Origin of the sequence: Sporosarcina sp. NCCP-2222, assembly GCF_023168145.1 — a bacterium.
Taxonomy (GTDB): Bacteria; Bacillota; Bacilli; order Bacillales_A; family Planococcaceae; genus Sporosarcina.
Map to the genome: position 1 here is coordinate 536,690 of NZ_BQYK01000001.1, position 19,465 is coordinate 556,154.

General features: G+C 45.2%; 15 protein-coding genes and 1 other annotated feature. Of the genes, 7 read left to right on the forward strand and 8 right to left on the reverse strand.

The features are described 5' to 3' along the window. Positions 1 to 170 precede the first annotated feature (170 nt). Complete coding sequence (locus NCCP2222_RS02840) at positions 171 to 776, reverse strand: hypothetical protein (RefSeq protein ID WP_309295937.1); 606 nt, start codon at positions 774 to 776, stop codon at positions 171 to 173. 193 nt (positions 777 to 969) lie between these two features. Here NCCP2222_RS02840 and NCCP2222_RS02845 point away from each other — a divergent pair, with 193 nt between their 5' ends. Then, positions 970 to 1,353, forward strand: coding sequence for a VOC family protein (locus NCCP2222_RS02845; RefSeq protein WP_248509426.1), 384 nt, complete (start codon positions 970 to 972; stop codon positions 1,351 to 1,353). Positions 1,354 to 1,426: 73 nt separating this feature from the next. On the opposite strand, the gene NCCP2222_RS02850 is transcribed toward NCCP2222_RS02845, so the two are convergent. Beyond that, complete coding sequence (locus tag NCCP2222_RS02850; RefSeq protein ID WP_248509432.1) at positions 1,427 to 3,256, reverse strand: DNA ligase D; 1,830 nt, start codon at positions 3,254 to 3,256, stop codon at positions 1,427 to 1,429. 99 nt (positions 3,257 to 3,355) lie between these two features. On the opposite strand from NCCP2222_RS02850, the gene ku reads away from it, so the two are divergent. Further along, complete coding sequence (gene ku / locus NCCP2222_RS02855; protein WP_248509433.1) at positions 3,356 to 4,183, forward strand: non-homologous end joining protein Ku; 828 nt, start codon at positions 3,356 to 3,358, stop codon at positions 4,181 to 4,183. A 45-nt stretch (positions 4,184 to 4,228) separates the two neighbouring features. Here the strand turns inward: ku and tyrS are convergent, their stop codons facing one another. Then, positions 4,229 to 5,497, reverse strand: a complete 1,269-nt coding sequence (gene tyrS, locus NCCP2222_RS02860; RefSeq protein WP_248509436.1) for a tyrosine--tRNA ligase — start codon at positions 5,495 to 5,497, stop codon at positions 4,229 to 4,231. A gap of 49 nt (positions 5,498 to 5,546) precedes the next feature. Then, positions 5,547 to 5,751, reverse strand: a binding site (T-box leader). Between the two features lie 107 nt (positions 5,752 to 5,858). On the opposite strand from tyrS, the gene NCCP2222_RS02865 reads away from it, so the two are divergent. Further along, positions 5,859 to 8,879, forward strand: a complete 3,021-nt coding sequence (locus NCCP2222_RS02865; protein ID WP_248509438.1) for a transglycosylase domain-containing protein — start codon at positions 5,859 to 5,861, stop codon at positions 8,877 to 8,879. A 38-nt stretch (positions 8,880 to 8,917) separates the two neighbouring features. On the opposite strand, the gene acsA is transcribed toward NCCP2222_RS02865, so the two are convergent. Continuing rightward, positions 8,918 to 10,636, reverse strand: coding sequence for an acetate--CoA ligase (acsA, locus tag NCCP2222_RS02870; protein WP_248509439.1), 1,719 nt, complete (start codon positions 10,634 to 10,636; stop codon positions 8,918 to 8,920). A 179-nt stretch (positions 10,637 to 10,815) separates the two neighbouring features. Between acsA and NCCP2222_RS02875 the strand changes: the two genes are divergently transcribed. Genes NCCP2222_RS02875 through NCCP2222_RS02885 form a run of 3 tightly spaced genes read left to right on the forward strand, consistent with a single transcriptional unit; the run spans position 10,816 to position 13,272 of the window. Next, positions 10,816 to 11,448: a GNAT family N-acetyltransferase gene (locus NCCP2222_RS02875; RefSeq protein WP_248509440.1), complete on the forward strand. Its 633-nt coding sequence runs from the start codon at positions 10,816 to 10,818 to the stop codon at positions 11,446 to 11,448. A gap of 28 nt (positions 11,449 to 11,476) precedes the next feature. After that, positions 11,477 to 12,118 (forward strand): acetoin utilization AcuB family protein, encoded by a 642-nt coding sequence (locus NCCP2222_RS02880; protein WP_248509443.1) that lies wholly within the window; start codon positions 11,477 to 11,479, stop codon positions 12,116 to 12,118. Continuing rightward, positions 12,115 to 13,272 carry an acetoin utilization protein AcuC gene (locus tag NCCP2222_RS02885; RefSeq protein ID WP_248509445.1) on the forward strand — a complete coding sequence of 386 codons (1,158 nt, stop codon included), beginning with the start codon at positions 12,115 to 12,117 and terminating at the stop codon, positions 13,270 to 13,272. The genes NCCP2222_RS02880 and NCCP2222_RS02885 overlap by 4 nt, the downstream gene beginning before the upstream one ends. A 146-nt stretch (positions 13,273 to 13,418) precedes the next feature. On the opposite strand, the gene ccpA is transcribed toward NCCP2222_RS02885, so the two are convergent. Next, a complete protein-coding gene (gene ccpA, locus NCCP2222_RS02890) occupies positions 13,419 to 14,417 on the reverse strand; it encodes a catabolite control protein A (RefSeq protein ID WP_248509447.1) in 999 nt (332 codons plus the stop codon). Positions 14,418 to 14,561: 144 nt separating this feature from the next. After that, positions 14,562 to 15,644: a bifunctional 3-deoxy-7-phosphoheptulonate synthase/chorismate mutase gene (locus NCCP2222_RS02895; protein WP_248509781.1), complete on the reverse strand. Its 1,083-nt coding sequence runs from the start codon at positions 15,642 to 15,644 to the stop codon at positions 14,562 to 14,564. A 164-nt stretch (positions 15,645 to 15,808) separates the two neighbouring features. Between NCCP2222_RS02895 and pilM the strand changes: the two genes are divergently transcribed. After that, on the forward strand, positions 15,809 to 17,959 hold the full coding sequence (gene pilM / locus NCCP2222_RS02900) for a pilus assembly protein PilM (RefSeq protein WP_375709149.1): 2,151 nt from the start codon (positions 15,809 to 15,811) through the stop codon (positions 17,957 to 17,959). A 56-nt stretch (positions 17,960 to 18,015) separates the two neighbouring features. Here the strand turns inward: pilM and NCCP2222_RS02905 are convergent, their stop codons facing one another. Both NCCP2222_RS02905 and NCCP2222_RS02910 read right to left on the reverse strand, forming a co-directional pair. After that, the gene (locus tag NCCP2222_RS02905) at positions 18,016 to 18,663 is read right to left on the reverse strand and encodes a YtxH domain-containing protein (RefSeq protein ID WP_248509457.1); all 648 of its coding nucleotides are present in this window, start codon (positions 18,661 to 18,663) and stop codon (positions 18,016 to 18,018) included. A 28-nt stretch (positions 18,664 to 18,691) separates the two neighbouring features. After that, the gene (locus tag NCCP2222_RS02910) at positions 18,692 to 19,183 is read right to left on the reverse strand and encodes a DUF948 domain-containing protein (RefSeq protein ID WP_238082676.1); all 492 of its coding nucleotides are present in this window, start codon (positions 19,181 to 19,183) and stop codon (positions 18,692 to 18,694) included. Positions 19,184 to 19,465 lie beyond the last annotated feature (282 nt).

Consider the following 19,465-nt stretch of genomic DNA (forward strand, 5'->3'; position numbering starts at 1 on the left):
GTAATAAGTATATAGAATCTATCAATATTTCACTAATTTTAGTACATTCTATTTTTACTATATTTTGGAAATATACTACTTTAAGAGGGTTCAAAGGCATTTATTACAGTAGTGAGAAATGGCAGTAAAAGCAACAGGAGAGAAGCTCTGGGCTTCTCTTCTTTGCCTTTCTATCGAGGAATAAACCTATAAGGGAACTGCTTAAATATGCCCTCCGATATCATATCCGCCATCATTAATGCTTCCGCTTCAATCTGGTCGAATACTTGCACTTCCAGCTCAAAATTCTTTTGAATCATACACACTGCTTCCAGCTTCGTCAATGCCAGATGAGAATACAGCATCTTACGGAAAGCCTCTTTGTCGATGTATGGATTGATTTGATTTAGGAATTCAGCGATTTTGTCTGCGTTCCGGTACCATTCCTTTTCTTTCTGTGCCGCCTTTTCCGTTTCCCCATTGACAGCTGCCGTTACTAAATCCGCGGCGATCATCAAATGTTCTGAGATAAGATTACTATATATATTTCCTATTTGTTCTCCATAATAAGGTTTCAGAGAGTCGCCCATGTCGGTTGCATTGCGCAATAGGCGTGCGAGTACGTATTTCAAATCAGGCACTTTGAAAACAATAGCTGTGATCGCCATCCGCGTCCATGTGACATGCTGCTGCCAGAGCAGCCGATTTTTATTCCATAATTCAACTTGCGCCTTGCTATAACAATTCACGGGCTGCATTGCGTTTATCGGCATTCGATTCCCATAATATTGATTCATTGTACCACTCCAGCTTTCATACTTTGGTCAGTACATATTATTCAAACGGGATATCTTCGGTGCCTCCCCGCTTCTTACTTTCCAACTGTAACAATCCTTAAAATTTCTGCTTTATAATCATTTAACTATTTAGAGGAACAAAAGAAGATGTGTCGAATAATAAAAGAATCCTACGAAAGGCGGTATCTGCCCCATGACAGTACAAGCTTCACCCATTGCGTGCAAAGTCAATAATGTGTTTATCCATGTCAGTGATTTGAAGAGGTCGGTCAAGTGGTATGCTAATCTTCTCGGTCTATCCATTGATGAAGCAACCATTGAATCACCGGTCCATAATATTCCCGTTACTGGAGAAACAGGTCTGACACTGGATGACCATACATTCGATCCTGGTTTTACACTCGCTCCTTCTTCCCATGTACTATTCAATTTATTCGTTGAGGATATTGATGCTGCCTATCAATTCATTCAGGACAATCAAATTACGGTTACTCGGGAAATCGAGAGGATTGGCGATTTTGCGTATTTTAATTTCCAAGACCCGGACGGCAATGTCTTAATGATCTGTAACTGTTAAGTTAAAAAAATGCACCAACACGAAAAGAAGGCAGCCCATCGTTTTCGATGTTCAGCTGCCTTCTGTCTTTCTTTCATAACTCGGTCAACTGCTTCAATACTTCCTCAAACGGCTGATTGGCTCCAACTTCCTTGAAGTTTCGAAATGGATTTCCGATTTGTTTTATTCGATCCAATACAGTCGGGATGGTGAACATTTCCGGTCGCAATTGACTGGATACTTCCTGCCATTCCAGAGGTGTTGCGACAGTGGCCAGTTCGCCGCCCCGCGTTGAATAGGGGGCGACAATCGTTTTGCCTTCTTGATGCTGGACATAATCGATGTACAGCCGGTTTCCCCTGTTTTTTTTCAATCGCTCCGTCGTGAACCATTGTGGTTCCTGCTCACATAAAAATTCTGCTACAAATTCGGTGAAAACACGGGTGTCCTCATAAGTGAATGTATCAAATGGAAGAGGAATATATACTTGCAGCCCTTTCCCGCCCGATGTTTTAACGAAGGTTTCCAATTTAAATTGGTCACAAATTACCTTCAGCCGCAAAGCCGCTTCTACAGCTAGTGAAAATTCCTGGACAGAAGGAGGATCTAAATCAAAGACAATTTCTGTCGGGCAAGCCGTGTCAATCGTTTGGAAGGGAATATGATATTCAAGCGCCAATTGATTTCCGAGCCAGAGCAAAGTCTGGATGTCATTACAAAGGAGATAATCAATGCCTTCCTCTCGCTTTGTGACAACAAAATCAGGCTTGTAATCCGGCGCGTTTTTTTGATAAAACCGTTCGCCGACAACCCCATGAGGATAGCGAATGACAGTTAGCAGCCTGTTGTGCAGAAATGGTCCTATATAAGGAAAGACAACTTGAAGATAGTATAAGAAATCATCCTTTTCAACACCCATCTTCGGCCAGACCGGTTTGTCCGGATGCGTGATTGGCACAGTCTCAGCTATCGGATTGACCTCCCGGAGCATTTGCCTCCAAGTACACTGTTCTGCATTCCATTCAAAGCTGAAACTGTGAAACCTCGGTTCGCGCAAATGTTTCCCATCAAAATCAATGCAATTGATCTGCACACATATCGAAGGATCTACCCGCCATGTTTCGGCTTCGATTTTCGTTCCATTCGAAGTGAATAAACTCGCAAGTGCTTGAAATTCATCGTCAGATAAACCATGCCGGAATGTCACGATGTCGAGGAGCTGCTGGTCTTTGAACAAGCTGCCTGTGAAGAAGCCGTTAGCCGCTTCGTATTTGGTGACAATGACATGGACCGTTTTCCAGTTTTTCACCTTCACCCAATGTGGTGTCCGTTTTTCACTGGACCAGTCACTTGTTTTTTTCTTGGCTACAAGCCCTTCGCCATTATGTATGTGAATGGCCTCCCACATCATAGAGGCGTTTTCGGTAGCCTCGATGAGCTGCAAGGGCTCTTTGCTGGCATAGTTAACCGAGCACGGCAATTTTAATTTGGCGAAAAGGGATTGTAGCTGCTTCTTCCTTTTCATTAGCGTTTCACCAGTAATATCTTTCCCCTTCCATTTCAGTAAATCAAACGCAACATAATGACACGGGAAGCGCCTGGAATGATTGCGTATGGCATCCGCTTTCCGCATTCTCCCTCTCGTCTGGACAACAACAAATTCGCTTTTAAAATTATTTTGCAGATGAACAAGTTCTCCATCGAGGTGAATCGGTAATAAAGACTTTATCTTATCTTGAATTTCATGGCAAAATTGAATAATTTCAGGGAACATCTCATTTAACCTGTTTCCATTCCGGCTTGTCAGCGTGATGGACGTTTCTGACCAATCCAACAGGCAGCGGAAGCCATCGTATTTGGTTTCATATATCCAATCTTGGCCTTCCGGGATGTTGTCTGCGTCGGTCAGCAGCATTGGTTTCATGCATTTCACCTCACTGTTTACGTTATTGTTTGGCATAAATCATTTCATATACATAGGATTCCAAACACTTTCCATACTAATGAAAAAGCGGGTGACAGTATGCATACCATTTGGAAAGGAAGCATTAGCTTCGGTCTTGTTAATATTCCGATCAAACTCCATGCCGCCACGGAAAACAACGATGTGAAATTACGCCAGCTTCATAAAGAATGCCATTCGCCGATCAGTTATCAAAAAGTATGCCCAGTTTGTGCAAAGGAAGTCCAAAACGAAGAAATTGTGAAAGCGTATGAATATACGAAGAACAAGTTTGTCGTACTCGACGATGAAGAACTGGAGAAGCTGAAAAAGGAGAATGAAGACAAAGCCGTAGAGATTATCGACTTCGTCAAATTGGAGGAAATAGATCCGATTTATTTCGAGCGGAGCTATTTTATGGCCCCTGATGCGAGTGGCGGAAAAGCGTATGCCTTATTGCGCAAAGCCCTTCAGGATTCAGGCAAAATCGGGGTCGCAAAAATTATTATCCGTTCAAAAGAACAGCTTGCCGTAGTCCGTGTCTATAAAGATGCGCTTTTAATGGAAACCATCCATTTTCCAGATGAGGTGCGGAATGTGCAGGATGTACCGAATATTCCAAGTGCCGACTCTGTTGTTCAAAAAGAATTGGATACCGCCCTGTTATTGGTTGACCAATTAACGACTGCATTTGATCCAACAAAATATACGGATGAATACCGGTCCGCGTTAATGGATTTAATTGAAGAGAAAAAATCCGGAAACCGCACAGTGGCAGCAAGCGAGAAGCAGCCAGCAGCTCCAGCTAATATGAATGATCTAATGGCAGCCCTACAAGCTTCTCTAGATCAGACGAAAAAGAAAAAGCCGGCACCGCGGAAAAAAGCGGCTGCAAAGAAGAATGCGTAGTAAAAAGAAAAGCTGTCCGTCACTGACGAACAGCTTTTTTTCTTATTAAAGGAATTTCACCATTTTATAATTCTTTTTGCCGCGACGCACAATTGTAAACGCGTCGTCCAAACGGTCTGCAGACGTTACCGTGTATTCTAAATCAGTCACTTTTTCCCCGTTAAAGGAAATCGCACCATTCGTCACATCTTCCCTCGCTTGGCGTTTGGACGGCGACACACCAGCTTCCACAATGAAATCAACAATATTTTTATCTGCCTTCTCCATTTCCACAGTTGGCACATCCTTTAATGCATCCTTCATTTCCGCAACGGTGAGCGACTTCAAATCACCGCTGAATAAAGCTTTTGAAATTCGGATCGCTTGCTCAAGCGCTTCCTGGCCATGGATCAGGCGAGTCATCTCCTCAGCTAACGCATTTTGCGCTTTCCGCAAATGCGCCTCTTCTTGAACTGACACTTCCAATGAATCAATCTCTTCTTTACTCATGAACGTGAAGATCTTCAAGTATTTAATGACATCTGAGTCAGCCGTATTGATCCAGAATTGGTAGAACTCATATGGGGAAGTTTTCTTTGGATCCAACCAGACCGAACCACCCGCTGTCTTGCCAAATTTAGTTCCATCAGCCTTTGTAATGAGCGGAATGGTAATACCGAATGCTTTTGCATTGTCGTCATGTGTCTTTCGGATAAATTCAAGGCCCGTTGTAATATTGCCCCACTGATCTGACCCGCCGACTTGCAGACGGCAATTATAATGGTCATATAGGTGGTTGAAATCCGCACCTTGGATGAGCATATAAGAAAACTCGGTGAATGAAATGCCCGTTTCCAAACGCGACGCGACATTTTCCTTTGCCAGCATATAATTGACGCTTAACAGCTTTCCGTAATCGCGCAAAAAGTCGATTGCGCTCATTTCACCGAACCAATCTTTGTTATCAACGAGAATTGCGCCATCGCTTGTATTGGAGAAATCAAAGATTTGTTCGAGCTGCATGCGGATGCCCGCTACGTTTTGAGCGATTTGCTCATCTGAAAGCAACTGACGCTCATCCGCACGGAATGACGGGTCACCGATCATTCCTGTCGCCCCTCCTACAAGGACAATTGGGCGATGCCCATGGAGCTGAAAACGGCGTAATGTCAAAAATGGCACGATGTGGCCGATGTGCAAGCTATCCGCAGTTGGATCTGTACCGCAATAAAGAGAGATTTTCTCTTCATTTAATACCTTCTCCAAACCTTCCTCGTCGGTTTGCTGATACAGCAGCCCTCTCCATTTCAAATCTTCCAGTAGTTCATTTTTCATTTGGACCCCTCCTAAAAGTAAAAAAGCCCTGCACAATTCATAAGAATTATGCAGGGACGTTCATCACAATGTTGTGTAACGCGGTACCACCCAGCTTGAGAAACGACTGTTTCTCCGCTTTTTCGCACTAACGCCGCGTCCGCGATTGCATTCCAAAGCTGTAATTCACAAACGTCCTACCGGACAGCTTCCACCAACCGCTGCCTCTCTATACGGATCAAACGCTGCTACTCCGACTTTATCATCATGCAATAAAAAGATATATCCCTTATTGTAGTACAAAATAGTTACTTGTCAAACATAATCTTCGGTCCTGCGAAAAATGTGCTATAATAGGAAAGATTTTAGGGGGGAGAACGACTTGAGCGAAAGACGAAAAAATCGGATCGATCTGATAGAAGAAAAGTTTGAAGATATGAAGAAAAAGAAATGGGCCAAAGGCTTACGCATCACGACAGGCGTAGTGTGGAACCTATTTCTTCTTTTCCTGATTTTCGGTTTGACGCTGAGTGTCTTTGCCGCTTCTGTCGGTGCAGGTTATTTCGCATCTTTGGTTGCAAAAGAACCGCTCCGGACGAAGCAGGAAATGCGCAGTGAGATTTTTAATTATGAAGAAACCTCCGAGATTTTCTTTGCAGATAACAAATACTTGGGCAAAGTAAGCTCGGATATCGAAAGACGGGAAACGAAGCTGAAAGATGTTTCGCCTTATTTAATTGACGCCGTCTTTGCTACAGAAGACGAATACTTCATGACACATAACGGCATTGTGCCTAAAGCGATTTTCCGCGGATTGTTGCAGGATGTCACGAATTCCGACAGCCAAACAGGCGGATCTACATTGACACAGCAATTGATTAAAAATCAAATCTTAACGAACGAAGTGTCCTATGAACGGAAAGCGAAAGAGATCCTTCTTGCGATGAGACTCGAACACTTCATGAACAAAGATGAAATTTTGGAAGCTTATCTGAACATCATTCCTTACGGAAGAAATGTGCATGGTGACAATATCGCCGGCGTAGAAACCGCAGCGGAAGGTATTTTTGGCATTAACGCTAAAGATTTGAACTTGGCACAGGCTGCCTATATCGCTGGGATTCCGCAGGCACCATTTGCTTATACTCCTTTTAAAAGCGGGAGATATGGCGGTGGCGTGAAATCGGATGAAGCATTGAAGCCAGGTATTGACCGTATGAAAACAGTATTGTTCCGCATGAAGGAAACCGGTTATATTACGAAGCAGGAATATGACAAGGCAATCGCTTATGACATTACAAAGGATTTACGTACTGATATAGACCGCCCTACTAGCAGGTATCCGTACCTCACCCAGGAAATTCAGAAACGGACGACCGATATTTTAATGGAAGTTCTCGCTAAACGGGATGATATCGAATTGGAACGGTTGGAACAGAATCATAAACTTCAAGAGAAATATCGAATTCTTGCAGAACGTGAAATGAAAACAGGCGGATATCGCATTTATTCCACTATCGATCAAACACTGTATGACAAGATGAATGATGTTGCGAAAAACTTTGAGCATTATGGATTCACCTACACAAGAGAAGAAAAGGACTCGGAAACAGGCGAAACGGTGTTAGTTGACGACCCTGTCCAAGTCGGATCCATCTTAATTGAAAACAAAACGGGACGCATTTTGTCCTTTATCGGCGGATTGGATGATAAGCCTAGTTACAACTATGCTACTCAAGCCCATCGCCAAAATGGCTCTTCAATTAAACCGCTTCTCGTCTATGCGCCAGCTATTGAATATGGAGTTATTGGAGCAGGCAGTCCAGTTGTCGACTTAAAAATCGATACTCCAAACTGGAAAGTTAGCAACTACTTTGCGGAACAAGAAGACGGCATCTTGCCTGCCCGGGAGGCACTCGCCCGTTCGTTGAACTTGCCGACTGCCCGTCTTTACGAAGAAATTCGTGACCGCCGGCCAATGGAATTCTTGGAGAAAATGAATTTCAAGAAACTTACAGAGGCAGATTACGTGAATCAGTCTGCTTCCCTAGGAGCGCTTACTGTTGGTGCGAGCGTTGAAGAAAACACGAATGCATTTGCAACTTTTGCCAATGAGGGTCAATTTATTCAATCATATATGATTGAGAAAATAGAAGATGCAAAAGGGAATGTCATTTTTGAGCATAAGAGTGAACCGGTAGAGGTATTCAGTCCGGAGACGGCTTATATCATTACCGATATGCTCCGAGATGTCGTCAAACCGCCTGGCACAGGCCAACAAGTTCCAAAGAACTTGAATTTCTCTCTTGACCTTGCTGCCAAAACAGGAACGACGCAAGGATATGGCGACGCTTGGCTCGTTGGCTATAATCCAAATGTATCGCTTGGCATTTGGCTCGGCTATAAAGACCAGACGCGCAAACTGTACTCTCGCGGCTCATCTCAACTGCATCCGACAACGAGAACGAGTATTCTTTTTGGCAGGCTGATGAATACCGCGAACGCCGCTCGTCCAGACATCGTGGGAGCAGGCTCAAGGTTCAAACAGCCGGCAGGCGTTGTAACACGCAGTTTCTGCGGTATTTCAGGTCTAGCACCATCTAACGCTTGTTCTGCGGCTGGCATTGTACGTTCGGACTTATTCAACTCGAAGGTCATGGTGCCGACGAAGCCGGATGACAGCATTATTAGCGCGTCTTATGTATCGGTAAAAGGTGTTAAATATTTGGCACTTCCTTCTACGCCTAGTGAGTTCATTGTGTCCGGAGGCACTGGTGTGAACGAAGAATTCATCAAGCGGATGCTTGGACCTTTCGGCGGAGATGGTTCAAAACTATTCTCCGGCAAATCCATTTTCTCCTCCAATGTCGTTTCAGGCTCGGTCTTTAATGCCGACGGAGCGAACCCGGCTGGAGTCCAGGCAAGCGCCAATGGCTCAACTATTACGTGGACTGAATCGGCATCCAATGATGTAATCGGATATTATGTCTATCGGGATAATGAAAGAGTATCGACAATCCGTGATTCGTCATCCAATTCATATTCTGCTGGTCCTGGTTCCTATTATGTCCGTGCAGTTGATATTACTGGATTATTATCTCCAGGCTCGAACATAGTAACCATCGGAAGTCCGGAACCTCCGGCCGATACAGGTGAACATGACGACGAGGGAGATCATGAGAACCCGAATCCGACACCTCCATCTGAAAATGGAAATCCTGGCTCTGAACAAAATAACGGAAATTCAGGAGATCCGAATGATAATAAAGGCAACAACGGCAACAATAATGGCAGCGGGAATGGAAATGGCAACAACGGTTCTGGCAATGGTTCCAGTAATGGAAGCGGCCATGGGAATAACGGGAAAAATCCTCCTCCAAAAGATGAGGAAGATGACAGATAAAAAAACTGGATCGCTCTTGAGCGATCCAGTTTTTTCTATTAGTCTTCCATTGTCGATAGATCACCTGTCGGCAAATTCAGTTCCCACGCCTTCAGTACACGTCGCATAATTTTTCCGCTTCGGGTCTTCGGCAGTTTATCCTTGAACTCAATCTCCCGCGGAGCTGCATGGGCAGCTAATTCGCGTTTAACGAATTGCCGGATATCCTCTTTTAACTCATCCGACGGCTCATACCCTGCTTGCAGAGCGACAAAGGCCTTGATAATTTCCCCACGTACCGGATCCGGCTTGCCGATTACACCTGCTTCAATGATAGCCGGGTGCTCAAGAAGTTTGCTTTCTACTTCAAACGGACCTACCCTTTCTCCGCTCGTCATGATGACGTCATCCACACGTCCCTGGAAGAAGAAGTAGCCATCCTCATCCATATATGCAGAATCGCCCGATACATACCACTCATCATTTAAGAAATAGGATGCATATTTCTCGGGATTATTCCAGATTTGACGCATCATCGCCGGCCAGCCTTTGCGGATTGCCAAGTTCCCCATCCGATTCGGCGGGAGGACATTCCCTTGGTCATCTACGATTGCCGCTTCAATGCCAGGCACCGGTTTCCCCATACTTCCCGGTTTGATCGGAATTGCTGGGAAATTGCAGATCGTCTGCGCACCTGTCTCGGTCATCCACCATGTATCATGGATTCTGAGGTTGAACACTTCCATGCCCCAACGGATGACTTCCGGATTCAATGGCTCCCCGACCGATAAAATATGGCGCAATGAGGAGAGATCATACTTTTCAATCGGCCCGGCCCCAGCTCCCATCAGCATACGGAAAGCAGTCGGGGCACTGTACCATACAGAAACGCTGTAATCCTGAATCGCTTCATACCAAACATCCGGCGAGAAGCGCCCGCCCACGATCAAAGATGTGGCTCCCGCAAGCATTGGTCCGAAAATACCATAGGCCGTTCCTGTCACCCATCCCGGGTCTGCCGTACACCAGAAGACATCCTCTTCTTTCAAGTCGAGGACCCACTTGGCTGTTTGGAGCTGCTGGACCATCGCTGCCTCAACGTGCAAGACCCCTTTCGGTTTGCCTGTCGAGCCGGAAGTATAGTGCAGCAAGGTAGGAGACTCTTTCTCCATCCACTCCACTTGGAAATAGGGAGATGCTTCCTTCAGATGCTTGTTAAAATCAATAAAGCGTTCATTTTCTTCGATTCCCTCTCCAACTAAGAAGATATGCTTTAAATGCGGCAAACGATCCACCGGCACTCGTTCCACCAGCTCCGGTGTTGTAATGATCACCTTTGCCTCACTGTCTGCCAAACGGTCGTAGACAGCACCTTCCATAAACGCTTCAAATAGCGGCCCGACAATCGCGCCATTCTTCAAAGCTCCTAAAATAGCAAAGTATAATTCAGGAGAGCGAGGCATGAATACAAAAATACGGTCCTCTCTTTCCAACGATGAAAAGTCCCGAAGCACATTGGCAGCCTTGTTGGACATCTTTTTCATCTCATTAAACGTATACGCTTCTTTCCGGTTCGCATCTTTGTAATAGAGCGCCACTTTGTTTTTCCGAAAAGAATCTGCATGACGGTCCACCGCTTCATGTGCGATGTTAACCAGTCCTGTTTCGTGCCAGCTGAACTGTTTTTCAGCTTCCTCCCATGAAAACTCTTTAACTGTCGTTTCATAATCCCCCAGGTTATATTCTCCTTGAACGACAGGTAAAATTTTGGTTACCATATACATATCACCCTTTCTAGAAACTATAACATTCTTTATTCTACAATATTCTCATTATATTGGCTAATAAATTAATATTTTTCGTATTATTATTTAATTTGTAATAATAGTGGGCGGCAACAGAAGATTTTTAATGTATACTGAAAAGAGAGGTAATTTATTCAGGGACGGTGAGTTTGTTGGAACATAAGAAAACGTATAATGCGATGGAAATCAAGCACCGGAACGGCAATGTCATCATTGAAGGACCGATCCCCTCTTCCAAATTGGCAACCTTTGATTTTCATGAGCATTTAGTGGCTTTCAGGCCGCCTGAGCAGCAGCATAAAGCACTCATTGAAATCGCAGATCTTCCGGAAGGCCGCATCATCATTGCACGTGAAATGAATGAGATCGTCGGGTATGTCACGTATCTTTATCCGGATCCGCTTGAAAGATGGTCCCAAGGCAAGATGGAAAATTTAATTGAACTTGGCGCGATCGAAGTGATTCCTAAATTTCGTGGCGGCGGCATTGGAAAAGCATTGCTGGAAGTATCGATGATGGACGACGCTATGGAAGATTATATTACGATTACGACTGAATATTACTGGCATTGGGATTTGAAAGGCACGAAGCTGAATGTTTGGGAATACCGAAAAGTAATGGAGAAAATGATGAATGCGGGCGGTTTGGAATATTATGCAACGGACGATCCCGAAATCAGCTCCCATCCCGCAAATTGCCTGATGGCCCGAATCGGCAAACGGATCGATCCAGAGTCAATCCGCCAGTTCGACAGCCTGCGGTTCATGAACCGATTTATGTACTGATTTATGTACTGAAAGCGAGGTTTTACCTATGCTAGTTGAAGAGATAATGAAAAAAGAGGTCGTCACACTGACAACCGCACACACGGTACGGGATGCCTTGCAGATCATGCGGGACCATAAAATCCGCCATCTGCCCATTCTGGACGAAGAACAACTGGTAGGTGTGGTTTCTGACCGGGACTTGAAGGAGGCAGCCCCTACACTGCTTGCTGAAATTGAACAGCATCCTCTCGATCTGCCACTGACGAATATTATGACCTCTAATCCGATCACAGGTCACCCGATGGATTTTGTAGAGGAGTCAGCAGTGCTGTTCTATGAAAATCAAATTGGTTGTCTCCCTATCGTTTCGGGCGGAAAATTGGTTGGCATCATTACCGAGACAGATCTTTTATACAATTATATTGAATTGACTGGCGCACACCAGCCGGGTTCACAAATTGAAGTTCGGGTTCCGAACGTGCCTGGCATCCTATTTGAAGTATCCAAGGTATTTCATGAACAACATACGAATGTATTAAGTGTTCTCGTCTACCCTGACAAGGAAAACGAGAATCATAAAATATTGGTCATCCGCATCAAAACGATGAATCCCTTGCAAACCATACAAGGTTTAAAAGAAAGCGGTTTCGAAGTCTTATGGCCAAATTTCCCAGGCGCACAGCAATGAAGAAGGATGCGCTTTTCGTATTTTCAGAAGATCAACTTGGATACTCATTTTCAGATACCCATCCGTTCAATCAAAAAAGAATCGTTATGACACTAGATTTATTGCGCAAAATCAATGCGATCAATGATGAAGACATTGTCGCGCCAAGAATTGCATCAGACAACGAACTGCTTCTTGCCCATGATGAAAAGTTTATTGACATCGTCAAAAGAGCGGGACGGGGAGAGGTCGGCGCGGAAGTGTCTGACTTGTATGGCATTGGAACGGAAGACACCCCCATTTTCCAGGGCATGCATGAAGCAAGTGCAACACTAGTCGGCGGGACGCTGACCGCAGTGGATCAGGTGATGGAAGGCCATTCACGCTATGCCGTCAATTTGGGGGGCGGTCTGCATCATGGCTTTCAGGGGAAAGCATCAGGATTCTGCGTTTATAATGACAGTTCGGTCGCCATTAAATATCTTCAGCAAAAATACAATGCCCGTGTCCTCTATGTCGATACGGATGCACACCATGGGGATGGTGTGCAATGGACATTTTACGATGATCCCTCGGTCTGCACGCTTTCTATTCATGAAACCGGCCGTTATCTATTTCCCGGCACGGGCAATGTGACGGAACGTGGAAATGGGGCTGGCTATGGAACGAGCTTCAATTTTCCAATTGATGCGTTTACAGAGGACGAATCGTTTTTGGATATTTACCGGACCTCCCTGCGGGAAGTAGCCGAATTCTTTAAACCGGACGTTCTGCTCACCCAAAACGGCGCGGACGCCCATTTCTTTGATCCGCTGACGCATTTATACGGAACGATGGAAATCTATAAACAAATTCCTCGTCTCGCGAGGGAAATAGCGGAGGAATTTTGTGATGGCCGGTGGATTGCTGTCGGAGGAGGCGGATATGACATTTGGCGAGTTGTGCCGAGAGCCTGGTCTCAAATATGGCTTTCAATGAAACAGCTGCCTTCGCCAAGCGGCGCTCTGCCTGCGGACTGGCTTGATGAATGGCAGCCACAATCGCCCGTCCCGTTAATTGGGACATGGGATGATCCGAATCCATTATATGAGCCCATCCCAAGAAAAGGTGAAATTACGGAGAAAAATGCACAGATGGCCAACCGTGCATTACATATCATTCGGAATGAGAAATAAAGGGTTTATCAATTACCTTATGCCTCAGGAAGTAACGCAATGATTGCCTGCTCCATTTGTCCCGAAGAAACAAAAAAAAGTGGCACATATGGGCTTTCAATGAAAAAGGACATCCTGTCGAATGATCGAGAGGATGTCCTTTTTCGTTATTTTGTTGATTCACGTTCTTCCATCCGGTATGGCAAAATGACGTCCGGATCGTCCACTTCTTCTCCGTTCATTAACTTCGTCAGTAAACGCATGGACACCGCACCAAGATCGTATAACGGAACGACTATCGTCGTTAGTTGCGGACGGACGGCTCTTGAAAGCAAAGTATGTTCGAAGCAGATGAGTTCGAAGTCTTCCGGGACAGACAGCCCTTCATCCCGAATGCCATTCAATACGCCGACCGCTATTTCATCATTGCCGGCAAAAATGGCTGTCGGTTTTTCAGACAAATCCCGTACAAGCTTCCATTTATCATACGCATCGTCGTATGTATTGTCCGTTTCGATAATATATTCTTCCGAAACCGGCAATCCTGCTTCACGCAAAGCCCGCTCATATCCAACTCTCTTGCAGAGCCGATTAATATCTCTTGAGAATGGACCGGATACATGAACTATCCTCGTATGTCCATTATCGATCAGTTTTTTGGTCGCATCATAAGCAGCCTGTTCATGGTCAATATTAACCGTAGGCATATCCGTATCCGATTCCAGCGTGCCTGCCAATACGATCGGAATATGAGCTGTGACCATCTCTTTTCTCATCTCATCGGAAATGGAATCACTCATAAAAATAAGTCCATCCACTTGTTTTCCGAGATGGTCTTCAAAAAGCTCCATTTCCCTCGTCGCCCGTTTATCGGAATTCGAAAGAATAATATTATATTCATACATCGTGGCAATGTCCGCAATCCCTCTCGAAAGCTCTGCATAGTAGCTTTTCGAAATATCGGGCACGATGACTCCGATTGTTGTTGTTCTCTTGCTTGCCAGCCCTCTCGCTACCGCATTTGGCCGATAGCCCAACCGCTCGATGCAATCCAACACCTTTTTACGGGTTGCCGGCTTCACATTAGGATTGCCATTGACGACCCTCGAAACCGTAGCCATCGAGACATTCGCTTCTCGTGCCACATCATATATTGTCACCGCCATTGACCTTTCCCCTTCCTGCAAATATGTCCTATCTTCATTATAAACAAAACGCCGGATCCGTAAAAGGTCCGACGCCAAATATGTGACGAAACGCAGCCCGGCTTGGTGGGAATGCTCCCAATCCCTCGCCGGACTACTACAACATTATACTGTTTGATACGTATTCATGAATTTCTGGATTTCTTTGTAGAATTCATCGAATTGCTGGATGTCCATCTGTTGTGCCGCATCCGACAACGCCACAGCCGGATCTGGATGGACTTCTGCCATTACTCCATCAGCGCCAACCGCAATAGCAGCCTTAGCCGTTGGAAGCAATAAATCCTTTCTTCCAGTTGAGTGAGTGACATCCACGAACACAGGCAAATGCGTTTCTTGCTTTAAGATCGGCACTGCTGAAATGTCCAGCGTATTGCGCGTCGCCCGCTCGTATGTACGGATTCCGCGTTCGCAAAGCATAATATTGCTATTCCCTTTTGAAATGATATATTCAGCTGCATTGATAAATTCATCGATTGTAGCGGCAAGACCGCGTTTCAAAAGAACCGGTTTATTGAGCATGCCGACTTCTTTCAAAAGTTCAAAGTTCTGCATGTTACGTGCGCCAATTTGAATGACATCAATGTAATCAACTGCTTCTTCCAAGTGGGATGGTGTAATGATTTCGGTAACGATGGATAGTCCAGTCTCCTCCGAAACCCGCTTCAATATTTTAAGCCCTTCCAAGCCAAGGCCTTGGAAATCATATGGAGATGTACGTGGCTTGTATGCTCCGCCTCGCATCATCGTCAAGCCTTTCGCCTTGATTGAGTCTGCAACAGCCTTCACTTGCTCATAAGATTCCACTGCACACGGGCCAAAAACGAAAGTAGGCGTTCCATCGCCGACCTTCTCGCCATTTATATCAACAACTGTATCTTCCGGCTTGCGCTTCCTAGAAACGAGCAATGCATTGCGCTGCTCATCCTCTTGGATTTCAAGTGCCGATAAGAAAATGCCTTTGAAAATCTGCTCCAAGACACCGTTTGGAAGCGGGCCTTTATTTGTTTCTTTCAAGAAATTAAGCATTTCCCTCTCGCGGATCGGATCATATCTATTCACACCTTGCTTCTCTTTTACTTTACCGATCTCCTGCACGACAGCGGTTCTCTCGTTGATTAAATCTAAAATCTTGATGTTCAATTCATCCACACGTCCGCGCAACTCATCTAAATCATTTTGCCTCATCATTATGACTCCTCCCCGCACATAGCAGCACTTCCCGAAGGGGTGATTCTATGTTACATTTTTATATAATAGACCTAGTATAAAGAAAAGCGATTGGAAAGTCACGCGATTTCTGCGAATTGTCTAAAATTCGCAGTTTTCGTCTAAAGAAAGGATGAATGACCGTGGCCACCACCCTATTTGCCTTGGACATCGGAACTCGCTCTGTCGTCGGCCTGATTTTACAAGAAGAAGATGGCATCTACCATGTTGCCGACCTCATCTCCGTGGAACATAAAGAACGGTCCATGATTGATGGACAAATACATAATATTTTAAGCGTCGCTAAAGTGATTTCAGAAATCAAAACCGAGCTTGAAATGCGTCACGGTCCTTTGAAACGCGTCAGTGTTGCTGCAGCAGGACGTGCCTTGAAGACTGCTGAAGGCTCAATGGAAATCAATACTTCCGACCAGGCACTTATGTCGATGGAAGACGTCAACCGCCTGGAGCTCGGAGCCGTCCAGCAAGCTCAGCAAAAACTGTTACTGTCCGACTCCGTACCAATGGATGACTACTATTATTGTGTTGGGTATTCCGTACTTCGATACAAGCTGGACGGTGAGGAAATCGGCAGCTTGATCGATCAGGCTGGCCAGACTGCCAGTGTCGAAGTCATTGCTACATTTTTGCCTCGCGTCGTCGTCGAATCCCTTCTTTCTGCCTTGAAAAGGGCTGATCTAGAAATGGAAGCACTCACATTAGAACCAATTGCAGCAATTAATGTACTGATTCCTCCTTCCATGAGGCGATTGAATGTGGCGCTTGTCGATATTGGTGCGGGCACTTCAGACATCGCGATTACGAATGAAAATACCGTGACAGCCTATGGCATGGTGCCAATCGCAGGGGATGAAATTACCGAAGCACTCAGCAATCATTACTTGCTGGACTTCCCTGTCGCCGAGCTGACGAAAAGGGAGCTTGCTGGAGAGGACGTTACCATTACGGATATCCTCGGATTTGAACAGCAAGTGCCTTCTTCAGAAGTCATTTCTATTTTACAGCCGGCTACAGAACGGCTCGCACAAAGCATCTCGGAAGAAATTAAGCGACTGAATAACGGCAAATCTCCACAAGCCGTCATGGTAGTCGGTGGCGGCAGCTTGACGCCTCGTCTGACCGATGAGCTGAGCCGCTGCCTGGAATTGCCGTTGAACAGGATCGGCATAAGAGGGATTGATGCCCTATCAGGTGTTACATATGCTGAGGAGATCGAATCCTCCCCTGCCCTGGTGACGCCGATCGGCATTGCCATCGCGGCACGGAGAGCGCCTATCCACTACATGTCTGTCACCGTGAACGACAAGACAATCCGCTTATTCGAATTGAAAGAGATGTCTGTCGGCGATGCCCTGCTTGCTGCAAAAATCAGACCAGGTGAATTATACGGCAAGCCCGGCCTTGGGATGTCCATTACAGTGAACGGCCAAACGGTTTTCATTCCCGGAGAACACGGAACGCCTTCCACATTGCTCGTGAACGGGCAATCTGCCAGCACAAAGGATCTTTTAACAAACGGAGATCAAATTCAATTGACACGAGGAGAAAATGGAAGAGATGCTTCTGCCACTGTCAGGGATTTAGTAGGTGATATCCCAACGAAAAGAGTAACGTTCAATGGCAAGGAAAAAGACGTTGCACCGGTCATCTTGCTAAATGGGAATGACATACGGTTAGACACTGCACTCCAGGACCGGGATGAGATCACAGTGATTCAAAAGGAGTCCATCAAAGATCTGGCTGCTGAGTGGAATAAAACAATTTCTGCTGGTCAGAAGCCGCTTCAATTGTTCGTCAACCAAAAAAGCGTGCAAACGAAATTTTCAATGAAAACAACATATCTCGTTGGCGGAAGATCTGTTTCCGAGTCGTACGTCGTTTCCAATGGAGATGACATTAAAATGGAACACCCAAAGATGCCGACGATCGGCCAGCTTGCACAAGAAGCCGGATTGGTTCTCCACGACAAAGCTACTGTAGAATTCAACGGAATACAAGTGGACATACAGAAAAAACGTTATAGCATCCGAGTGAATGGCGAGGCAGTCGATGAATCAGCAGTCCTTTCCTCCGGTGACAGGATTGACTTGGATTCAGCGGATTTTGCTCCAATTGTATTCAGCGATGTGTTCGCATTTGTGGACTACGAACTGCCAATGAATGGCCCGATCCATTACCAATTGGTTCGAAACGGCGAGACGATCGGGTTCCATGACCCGATCTTCAGCGGTGATAAATTGGAGATACGATTCTCGGACAAGTTGAACATGTAAATAATAGTACTAAAAAGCCGGTCAACCCAAAATGTTTGGTTGACCGGCCATTTTTATTACTTATCCTTTTCGACGGAGATATGATTTTGGTTTGTCACCTTATCTTCTCCGAAATTTTCACTATTGTCGTAGACGACATCGCTATTTCCTGTTGTGTTGCTTTCTGCAGCTTCTTTGTTTTCTTCTACCTTGTTTTCCACATAATCCATTGCTTCTTCCCCTTCGGAAGACGCTGTGCCATCATCCATTGGAATGGTTGTCTTATTTGCCATCGACTTCACTTTGTCGACCAATTGTCCGGATTGCTCTTGGATCGTTTTCGTCAAACCATCCGTTTTATCCTTCGCAACTGCAGTCAGTTCAGTCGCTTTGTCTTTCGCTACTGAAGTGAGTTCAATGCTCTTGTTTTTCAGCTGTGACGCCTGTTCAGAGAAGTCCTCGCGCATTTCTTGCCCAGTTTTAGGGGCTAGGAATAGGGCGGCCGCAGCACCAATGACGCCGCCGACTAATGCGCCGAGAAGAAAACTGCCGGCACTGGAACTTTCTTCTTCATTATAAAAATCATCCGTATTTGTGTAATGTGAATAGTTCACCGGCAAATTGGACGGTTCTCCGAAAGTGTTCTTGTATTGTTTATCGCCATAATACTGATGTTGGAATGCAGAATCACCATAGTTCGGTTTTGAGTTGTTGTAATCCGTCAATTTAATTCCTCCTCTAATATTTTTTGTTTCATCGGAAGCGGTCTGATGGGCTTGGCAGCTTCTTCTGTCCTGTATCTGCCTTATACACTGTCCAACCCTTTGAAGTATTGGCTTTCATGTCCTTCACCTTGTCATAAATACCTAAGACGACATGGCTCCACTGAACGACTTGCGCCACTTTATCGCTATTGCGTTCTGCTTCGACGGTAATGGATTCTGTTACCCTCCGCACCGAGCTGTTTAACCCGCTGACGGACTCGCCAACACCTTTTACAGCATCAACTACGGAATTCAACTTCAACGACTTTTCCTGAATGTCTTCCGCGAGGGCATTCGTCTTATGCAATAGCTCCGTCGTTTCAGTCGTCACACCTTCCAGCTGAGTCGTCAGCCCGTCCAATGTCTCCGAAACACTTCGCAAAGTGGTTTTCAATGATCCCAGCGTCATTGCAAGGCTCACACATAATATTAAAAACGCCACAGCAGCAATAATCGCTGCCAGGTACAACAAAATCACCAAAACGCTTCCTCCTTCTACATACATAAGTAATTTCTACCCTTATCTGAAATAAAGTAAACGCCAAGCCTACATACCCTTTTCGACATTCTTCCTAAATTCCCTTTAAAAAAGTAGATTATAATTTATTATTTCCAATAAACCCGAATTAGACAAGAAAAATGTCTTATGATGAAAAGTATTCGAAATATCAAACAACAGATGCCTGTCTGCAAGGGTTTTCCTGTCCATTGCTCGGCCCAATTGCCGCATCGTTTTTTCTGGTTGCCGCCGCACTCACTTCTT

Bases quoted from the DNA above. Each gene is read 5' to 3' on its own strand.
- NCCP2222_RS02840 (WP_309295937.1), bottom strand. From the start codon at position 776: ATGAATCAATATTATGGGAATCGAATGCCGATAAACGCAATGCAGCCC.
- NCCP2222_RS02845 (WP_248509426.1), top strand. From the start codon at position 970: ATGACAGTACAAGCTTCACCCATTGCGTGCAAAGTCAATAATGTGTTT.
- NCCP2222_RS02850 (WP_248509432.1), bottom strand. From the start codon at position 3,256: ATGAAACCAATGCTGCTGACCGACGCAGACAACATCCCGGAAGGCCAA.
- ku (WP_248509433.1), top strand. From the start codon at position 3,356: ATGCATACCATTTGGAAAGGAAGCATTAGCTTCGGTCTTGTTAATATT.
- tyrS (WP_248509436.1), bottom strand. From the start codon at position 5,497: ATGAAAAATGAACTACTGGAAGATTTGAAATGGAGAGGGCTGCTGTAT.
- acsA (WP_248509439.1), bottom strand. From the start codon at position 10,636: ATGGTAACCAAAATTTTACCTGTCGTTCAAGGAGAATATAACCTGGGG.
- NCCP2222_RS02880 (WP_248509443.1), top strand. From the start codon at position 11,477: ATGCTAGTTGAAGAGATAATGAAAAAAGAGGTCGTCACACTGACAACC.
- NCCP2222_RS02885 (WP_248509445.1), top strand. From the start codon at position 12,115: ATGAAGAAGGATGCGCTTTTCGTATTTTCAGAAGATCAACTTGGATAC.
- ccpA (WP_248509447.1), bottom strand. From the start codon at position 14,417: ATGGCGGTGACAATATATGATGTGGCACGAGAAGCGAATGTCTCGATG.
- NCCP2222_RS02895 (WP_248509781.1), bottom strand. From the start codon at position 15,644: ATGAGGCAAAATGATTTAGATGAGTTGCGCGGACGTGTGGATGAATTG.